The organism is Trinickia sp., from assembly GCF_051961175.1.
GTDB lineage: Bacteria > Pseudomonadota > Gammaproteobacteria > Burkholderiales > Burkholderiaceae > Trinickia.
The window spans coordinates 1-7,751 of the sequence record NZ_JBQCDN010000081.1 but is presented as its reverse complement, the minus strand read 5'-3'; the positions used below and the strand labels follow the sequence as shown (position 1 = coordinate 7,751).

Here is a 7,751-nt window from a genome sequence, read left to right as displayed (position 1 = left end):
ACCTTCTAAGCCGGCGAAATCAAAGGACACACGCGAAATGGCAAAACGTACTTTCGAAATTTATCGTTACGATCCGGACAAGGATGCCGCGCCGCGCATGCAGACGTACGAGCTCGATCTGGGCCCGACCGATCGCATGCTGCTCGACGCACTGGTGAAGCTCAAAGCGCTGGATGAAACGCTGTCGTTCCGCCGCTCGTGCCGTGAAGGCGTGTGCGGCTCGGATGCGATGAACATCAATGGCAAAAACGGCCTGGCCTGCCTGACGAACCTGAACGAACTTCCGCAAAAGATCGTGCTGCGTCCGCTGCCGGGGCTGCCGGTGGTGCGCGATCTGATTTGCGACTTCACGCAATTCTTCAATCAGTACCACTCGATCAAGCCGTACCTGATCAACGACACGCCGCCGCCCGAGAAGGAGCGTTTGCAGTCGCCGGAAGAGCGCGAAGAGCTCGACGGCCTGTATGAATGTATCCTGTGCGCGAGCTGCTCGACGTCGTGCCCGAGCTTCTGGTGGAATCCGGACAAGTTCGTGGGCCCGGCGGGCTTGTTGCAGGCGTACCGGTTCATCGCCGATACACGCGACCAGGCCACGGGCGAGCGCTTGGACAATCTTGAAGATCCCTACCGTCTGTTCCGCTGCCATACGATCATGAACTGCGTCGATGTCTGCCCGAAGGGGCTCAATCCGACGAAGGCGATCGGCAAGATCAAGGAACTGATGGTGCGTCGTACGGTTTAAGCCAGCGCTTTACGCGGCACCCTGCTTCAGTGTGCCGCGCCTGCGTAGTCCGCCCGGGACAATGCAATACGGGCCCGGGCACGCCATTCAAAGGCCAGCGCTCGCTGGCCTTTGTCTCTCCCCGTACGGGACGCAAGATGTCCTGCGCATGTTGCGTCCGGCCCCGAGCTGCTATTTCTTACTGGCTCCTACTGGCCAAACAGCTTCTTATACAGCGCAGCCGAGTTCGGAACGGTGACCGGCGCCGTGCTTGAGTAGCTGTAAATCACGCCATCGGGACCACCGGCGTTCGTATCCCAGTAGCCGTGGTAGAGCACATTCGCGCCACCGGCGACGATCCAGTCATGCATGCCCTGCACGAACGCAGTATCGTCGCCATGGCCATTGGTACTGGTCGACACGCTCCACTCCGTATAAGCTTCGGATTTGTGGTGTGACTGCGCGAACTGCCGGAATTCCGTCAGCCCATAGGTGCCGCCGACGACATCGGTCCATCCCTTGTTGAATTCGTCGTAGACATCCATCGAGATGACATCGACCACATCATCGCCGGGGTAAGCGTCGCTCCAGGTCAACGTCCGGCCCGTCCGAGAAAGATTCCATTCGAAACGCAGGACGTTACATATCGAGCGCATCGTTTGTACGACATGCCGATATGCCGCCGCATAGCTGGCCGGCTTGTCCAAGGCATTCCACGTATACCAGTCCCCGTTCAACTCCCAGCCGAGGCGGACGATGATGCGCTGAGGCGCGCCTGTCTTTGTCGCCAGGTTCTGGGCCAGCGTGCGGAAGTAGTTGTCGTACGTGCCGTTGGCGATAGCGGTCAGCATGTCGTCGTCCTGCTGTACCTGATTGTTCGGAATGGTTCCCGACGGATCCGGCATCAGCGGAACGGTGACGACCTCGTAGCGCGACGGATTCGAAGCGAGCCACGCCTTCGTCCCCGTGCTGAGGAAGTAGGGGGACGCGATAGTGTCCCACGTAGACGCGTCGGCGAACGTCACACGGTACATGACGGGTTTGCCGAGCCAAGTGCCGAAACCGTCGTATTGCGTGATGGCGGCGTCTTGCCCGGCATGCAAGCCGATGGCCGCGCTGTGGGCGGCGGAGCATGCACCCGCCATCAAGGCGGCGCAAACGACCATCTGACGGAGTAAGTTCGTTTTCATAGGAGCCTCAAAATAGTTCGTTCTATTGAGCGGACTTCAGGGAACGGCAAGTTACGGCTGTGGTGCAACTCTATCGAATTTGCATATTGGCGAGACTTTATCTCAGATTCGTTTGGATTAAAAAACAAAAATCGATTTCATTTACTCTCGTATACTTTTGCATGTATACAGACGCTAACGGACTAACCAGTCACTTCATCCGTACGACTTTTCTCTCGCATTGATGAATTGCGTTTAAAACATACAGAACCGTCCATCTTTAAGTGACAGCGCCAACTTCCACAGAGCCAACACTATTTGGCGAAAAACAACTGAAAACAGTCCTCCACCACACGATTCCATCGCATATATTTCCGCTCAAGCTGCAGAGAAATTGATCCAATTTCCGTGCGTAGTAGTCGGCCGCGAGGCTATCGACTTTCCGTTCTTTCAAGTCGATCGAGGCAAGACATTCCGCAAAGAAATCTTGTCGACTCACTCATTCGGGGAAAGAGATGAAAGGAATACATCGCAGCCGGCTTCCAGTTGAACCCACGCGCCTGATGTCGATGGTGCTCGGTGCCGTTGCGGCGCTATGCGGCGCACCTTGCCTGGTCCACGCACAGGTGCTGCCGAACGGTGGCCATTTCGTTGCCGCAAGCGACTCGATGAGCGCCAACGGCGCATCGCTGACGATCAACCAGAACACATCGCGTGGCGTAATCGACTGGAACAGCTTTTCGATCGGCATGGGCCACCGCGTGGCATTCGAAAACGGCGGGGGCGCCGCAAAGCAACGGTTTGACCACGGCGCAAATGAGCAATCCGGCAAGCTTCGTGGGATGGGATTTCAGCGCGAACGGCCCCTGGGCCATTGCCGGCAGGCGCCACACATCCGGTGCTGGCGTAGCAGGTGAATCCGCAGTGAACCGACACTGACTTGACGCTTTAGCGCTCGCCAACGCGCTCGATAAGGTAGGATCGCGCATCTGCCCGTTCCTCTCTTCTTCGCGCTCGATTCATGTTGCTCGCTCTCGTTGTCGTGGCCGGCCTTTGGGCCGGCCTTCAAAATGCCCTCGCCGGCGGCGGCTCGTTCGTCACGCTGCCCGCCCTGATCGTATCGGGCATGACGCCGCTCGCCGCCAATATCACTTCCACGGTCGCGCTCTTCCCCGGTCAGGTCATGTCGGGATGGGCCGGACGACGTCTCGTCACCGGTGCGAACCGGTTGCCGTTCTCAGTCCTGTTCGGCGTCAGCGTCGTAGGCGGCGCGCTAGGTGGCGTCTTGCTGCTCGTCACGCCCTCCTCGGTGTTCACACATCTCGTTCCCTGGCTCGTGCTGTTCGCCACCGCCGTCTTCGCCTGGGGCAGTTTCTTCCGTCGAGCGCAAGAAACAAAAACGCATCTCCCACCGATTGCCGCCGCATTCGTTCAATTCCTGATCGCCATTTACGGCGGCTACTTCGGCGGCGGCATAGGCTTTCTGATGATGGCGGCGCTGACGATGGCAGGGCTGCCCACGCGCAATGCAGGTGCAACGAAGAACGCCCTGGCCGGCGTGATGAATGCAGCCGCCGTGGCGATCTTCGTCACGTCTTCCTTACTTCACTGGCGTGAAGCCATCGCACTCGGTATCGGTGCGATCGTCGGCGGCTTGGCCGGTGTGTGGGCATTGCGCCGCGTGAACGAGCGCGTCCTGCGAATCGCCATCGTCTGCATCGGCGTTGCGTTGACGATCGGCCTTTTTCTCAAACCGATCGGCTGATCTCGGCTAGCGGAAAACGCCGGGCGAATCGCCAGGCACGGGTACGTGGCGCAACGCGATCTACCCGCGTTGTGCGCGGACAGCCCGTTCGACGCCTCAGAGCCTCAGAGCCTCAGCACTTCGCCACTTCAGAACGTCACGCCCGCCACCAGAATCAGATTGGCGTACGGCGTGCACTCGCCCGTGCGCACCACGGCCCGTGCACGATGCGACATTTGCTTGAGCGCCTCGTGCGTGACGACCTGGCGTGAACCGATCCGCTTCATCCAATCGCTGGCTAGCCAAGCATCGTTGCGCGCCAGCGTTTCATTCGCCAAGACGTGCGACTCGACCTGCATCTCGCTCAGCAAAACGCGGACGGTGGTCGCGAAATCAGGGACGCCGGGCGTGAGTGCGAGATCGATGATTTCCGCCCCCGATCCGTGCGGCGCGGGCATCCCCGCATCGGTCACCACGACCATATCGCCGTGTCCCAACGTCGCGACGAGGCGCGACAGCGCGCTATTGAGCAAATCTGTCTTCTTCATTCGTGGAGCAGCTTAAAGCGTGATTTCGTGCAGATAGGGAATCGACGTTTGGGCGCCGGCACGCGTCACCGATAGCGCCGCCGCGGCTTGACCGAAACGCACCGCCTCGTCGAGCGAACGCTTCGCCGCAAGCGCCGCGCAAAGCCCGCCGACGAACGTATCGCCGGCCGCCGTCGTATCGATCGCCTCGACTTCGGCGGAGAGATAGTGCTTGCCGCCGTCGCCAGCCTGATCGCCCTCGGTCAGCACCACCACGCCGCGCTTGCCGAGCGTGATGATCACGTTGCGCGCGCCAGCCTGCTGCAACACGCTTGCCGCCTGCCGCGCGCTGTCAGGCGAATCGACTTGCACGCCTGAAAGCGCCGATGCTTCCAGTTCGTTCGGGATCAGGAAATCGGCGGACTCGAGCCAAATACGTTCAAGCGGCCCCAACGCGGGCGCGGGATTGAGCACAACGATCCGGCCGTGCTTACGCGCCATCTTCATTGCGGCCAGTACGGTCTCGTCCGGAACTTCCAGTTGGCATACGAGTACATCGGCCTGCGCGATCGCCGGCTCGCGCTCGACAATGGCGGGAGGCGTCAACGCACCGTTGCTGCCCGCGACGATGACGATCGCATTCTGGCCGACATCGTCGACGACAATCATCGCCACGCCGGTCGGTAGCGTCGAATCCGTCGCCACGCCGCTACAGTCGATACCGTCGCGCTGCAGACCCGCAACGAGTTGCCTGCCGTTATCGTCGTTGCCAACGCATCCGATCATCGCCACCTGCGCCCCCAGCCTCGCCGCCGCGACCGCCTGATTGCCGCCCTTGCCGCCCGGTACATTGACGAACGAACGCCCGGCCAGCGTCTCGCCCTCTTTCGGCAAACGCGGCGCGCGGATCACGAGATCCATATTCAGGCTGCCGACTACCGTGACACGGCCGGCTTGCTGCCCCACTGCTGTTGTTTTCATCGATGTCATGGGTCGATTGAATTGGATTGACGTCACTTTGAAACCGCCAAGGGCGCGCTGGACTCACGCACCAGCAAGCGCGGTTCGATCAGATGCGTACGCGCGGGGCCGATGACAATTCCGTGGATCCGTTCGAGCAACGTATTGGCGGCCGCATCGCCAAGCCGCAATATCGCCTGCCCCACAGTCGATAACGCCGGGTACACGTACCGGCTCATTTCGATATCGTCGAAGCCGACGATCGAACAGTCGGCCGGAATGCGAAGCCCGCGTTCGGCGGCGGCACGCAAGGCGCCGATCGCCATCATGTCGTTGCTCGCAAAAATGGCCGTCGGTGCCACGGTGTCGAACAGCTCGCGCGCCGCGGCATATCCGCCCGGGCATGTGAAGTTGCCTTCAACGATCGCCCCCAGCAAGACCTCCACACCGCGCTCCGCCATCGCGCGCTTGAAACCGGCGACACGTATCGCGCTCACGGCCGTTTCGCGTTCTCCGGCAATGCAACCGATGCGGGTATGACCGAGATCGAGCAGATGATGTGTCGCCATCATGGCGCCGGCCTCGTGATCGATCTGGACCAGATCCGCATCGAGCCCGGCGACGGGGCGATCGACGATCACGACGGGCACGCGCACGGCCTTCAAATCCTCGGCGATCGACTCGTTATCGTCGACCGAGGCGACGATCAGCCCATCGATGCGGTTTTGATGCAACGCTCGCAGGCATTCGCGCTGTGTGACGACGTTATTGTCGGAATTGCACAGGAATACGCGATACCCGCGCCGCTTGAGCGAGCCTTCGATGCCGCGCGCGAACTCCGCGAAGTACGGGTTGGTGTTGTTCGGCACGACGAGGCCGATCGTCGACGTCGCTTTGGCCTTCAGCGAGCGAGCGGGCGCGGACGGCACATAGTGCATCTCGGCGATCGCCGCCTGCACGCGTGCGCGCTTGTCGTCGCTCACGGGACGCGTGTTGTTCAGGACATGAGACACCGTCGTGTACGACACGCCTGCCCGCTTCGCTACGTCTCGGATCGTCCACATGATCTTGTTGTGTTCCGACTTCTATTCCGCCTGTCCTTAATCACGGCTCGCGCTACGGCGGCTGCGATAGGTATCTAGCACGACAGCGATGACGATGACCGCGCCGGTAATGATTCGCTTCGTCGGCTCGTTCGCCCCGATCTGGGCAAGCCCGGCCGCGAGCACCGAGATGATCAGCACGCCGAAGAACGTGCTGATGACCGAACCGCGCCCGCCCATGAGGCTCGTACCGCCGATCACGACTGCCGCGATCACTTGCAATTCGATACCCGCGCCCGCGTTCGGATCGGCCGCTTCAAGCCGGGACACCTGAAACAGCGAAGCGAGCCCGGCCAGCGCGCCCATCAGCGCGAAGACGATCACCTTATACGGACGCGGATCGATACCGGCCAATCGTACCGCGGTTTCATTCGTGCCGATACCGATAAGGCAGCGGCCGAACACAGTGCGCCGCAGCACCAGCTGCGCCACGACCATGACGGCCATCGCAATCAGGAATGCGGGGGAAATGCCGGCCGCGAACGGATTGGCCAGCCAATCGAACGTGCTGCCGATGTAAGACGTGCGCGAATTCGTCAGTTGATAAGCGAGCCCGCGCGCCATTTCGAGCACGCCGAGCGAGACGATGAATGACGGGATGCGCCATGCCACCGTCACCAGCCCCGTCAAGCTGCCGGCCAGCGCGGCCACGACGAGGCCCGCCAACGCCGCCGGGATCGCGCTCCAATGCCATTGCAACGCGACCACGCTCACGGCCGAAGCGGAAAGCGCGAGCACGGAGCCGACCGACAGATCGATCCCGGCGATGATCAGCACGAACGTCATGCCCACCGACATGACCACGAGATCGGGAATCTGATTGGCGATCGTCACGAACGTTTCGTACGTGAAGAAATGCGAACTGAGCGCCGAAAACAGCGCGATCATCGCCACCAGCGCGCCGACGAGGCCGAGGTAGCTCGTGAGCTCCACGCGCGTGCGGCCTTTGACTTCGGGCGCGGCGACGTCGACAGGCGTATTTGAGGAAATCGTCATGATGCTTCTCTCGTCAATAGTGCGTCACGTTTCGCGTAGCCGGAAAACGCTGCGGCCAGCAAATCGTCCTGGGTCCATTCGTCGCGATCGAAAATACGAACCAGCTGGCCGGCCGACATCACGCCGATGCGGTCGCAAATGAGCATCAGCTCGCGCAGTTCGCTCGATACGACCACCAGCGCCTTGCCTTTCCTCGCCTCTTCGCCGAGCAGGCTATAGATTTCGAATTTCGCGCCGACGTCGATTCCGCGGGTCGGTTCGTCGAACAGAAGCACATCGGCATCCCGTTCGAGCCACCGTCCGATCACGACCTTCTGCTGATTGCCGCCCGACAGTTCGCCCACCGGCTGCTGTTCGCCGGCGCAGCGTATCCGCATGGCGTCGATGTGCCGCTTGGCGAGCGCGCGTTCGCGGCCGCCGTCGACCCAGCCGAAGCGCGAGACGGCACCGAAGTTGTTCAGCGCGAGGTTCGACGCGATCGACTGCGTGAGCATCAACCCCTCGCTCTTGCGGTCTTCGGTAATCAAGGCG

General features: G+C 61.2%; 9 protein-coding genes. 3 read left to right on the top strand and 6 right to left on the bottom strand.

Annotation, left to right across the window (positions count from 1 at the left end; translation table 11 throughout):
* Positions 1-37: 37 nt before the first annotated feature.
* Positions 38-742: a succinate dehydrogenase iron-sulfur subunit gene (locus tag ACTHL0_RS04420; protein ID WP_440565374.1), complete on the top strand. Its 705-nt coding sequence runs from the start codon at positions 38-40 to the stop codon at positions 740-742.
* Between the two features lie 188 nt (positions 743-930).
* Here ACTHL0_RS04420 and ACTHL0_RS04415 read toward each other — a convergent pair whose 3' ends face one another.
* Positions 931-1,911 (bottom strand): glycoside hydrolase family 26 protein, encoded by a 981-nt coding sequence (locus tag ACTHL0_RS04415; RefSeq protein WP_440565373.1) that lies wholly within the window; start codon positions 1,909-1,911, stop codon positions 931-933.
* A gap of 494 nt (positions 1,912-2,405) precedes the next feature.
* Between ACTHL0_RS04415 and ACTHL0_RS04410 the strand changes: the two genes are divergently transcribed.
* Positions 2,406-2,807, top strand: coding sequence for a hypothetical protein (locus tag ACTHL0_RS04410; protein WP_440565376.1), 402 nt, complete (start codon positions 2,406-2,408; stop codon positions 2,805-2,807).
* Positions 2,808-2,914: 107 nt separating this feature from the next.
* A complete protein-coding gene (locus ACTHL0_RS04405) occupies positions 2,915-3,655 on the top strand; it encodes a sulfite exporter TauE/SafE family protein (protein ID WP_440565375.1) in 741 nt (246 codons plus the stop codon).
* Positions 3,656-3,783: 128 nt separating this feature from the next.
* Here ACTHL0_RS04405 and rbsD read toward each other — a convergent pair whose 3' ends face one another.
* The 5 genes from rbsD to ACTHL0_RS04380 form a co-directional block, all read right to left on the bottom strand.
* Complete coding sequence (rbsD, locus tag ACTHL0_RS04400) at positions 3,784-4,182, bottom strand: D-ribose pyranase (protein ID WP_440565372.1); 399 nt, start codon at positions 4,180-4,182, stop codon at positions 3,784-3,786.
* A 12-nt stretch (positions 4,183-4,194) separates the two neighbouring features.
* Positions 4,195-5,142 (bottom strand): ribokinase, encoded by a 948-nt coding sequence (gene rbsK, locus ACTHL0_RS04395; protein WP_440565371.1) that lies wholly within the window; start codon positions 5,140-5,142, stop codon positions 4,195-4,197.
* A gap of 32 nt (positions 5,143-5,174) precedes the next feature.
* Positions 5,175-6,185, bottom strand: coding sequence for a LacI family DNA-binding transcriptional regulator (locus ACTHL0_RS04390; RefSeq protein WP_440565370.1), 1,011 nt, complete (start codon positions 6,183-6,185; stop codon positions 5,175-5,177).
* Between the two features lie 36 nt (positions 6,186-6,221).
* Entirely contained in the window at positions 6,222-7,220 is a 999-nt protein-coding gene (locus tag ACTHL0_RS04385; RefSeq protein WP_440565369.1) for an ABC transporter permease, read from the bottom strand.
* Positions 7,217-7,751, bottom strand: a 535-nt coding sequence (locus ACTHL0_RS04380) for an ATP-binding cassette domain-containing protein (protein ID WP_440565368.1), incomplete at its 5' end; no start/stop codon positions are given. The genes ACTHL0_RS04385 and ACTHL0_RS04380, both read right to left, overlap by 4 nt.

Bases quoted from the DNA above. Each gene is read 5' to 3' on its own strand.
- ACTHL0_RS04420 (WP_440565374.1), top strand. From the start codon at position 38: ATGGCAAAACGTACTTTCGAAATTTATCGTTACGATCCGGACAAGGAT.
- ACTHL0_RS04415 (WP_440565373.1), bottom strand. From the start codon at position 1,911: ATGAAAACGAACTTACTCCGTCAGATGGTCGTTTGCGCCGCCTTGATG.
- ACTHL0_RS04410 (WP_440565376.1), top strand. From the start codon at position 2,406: ATGAAAGGAATACATCGCAGCCGGCTTCCAGTTGAACCCACGCGCCTG.
- rbsD (WP_440565372.1), bottom strand. From the start codon at position 4,182: ATGAAGAAGACAGATTTGCTCAATAGCGCGCTGTCGCGCCTCGTCGCG.
- rbsK (WP_440565371.1), bottom strand. From the start codon at position 5,142: ATGAAAACAACAGCAGTGGGGCAGCAAGCCGGCCGTGTCACGGTAGTC.
- ACTHL0_RS04390 (WP_440565370.1), bottom strand. From the start codon at position 6,185: ATGTGGACGATCCGAGACGTAGCGAAGCGGGCAGGCGTGTCGTACACG.
- ACTHL0_RS04385 (WP_440565369.1), bottom strand. From the start codon at position 7,220: ATGACGATTTCCTCAAATACGCCTGTCGACGTCGCCGCGCCCGAAGTC.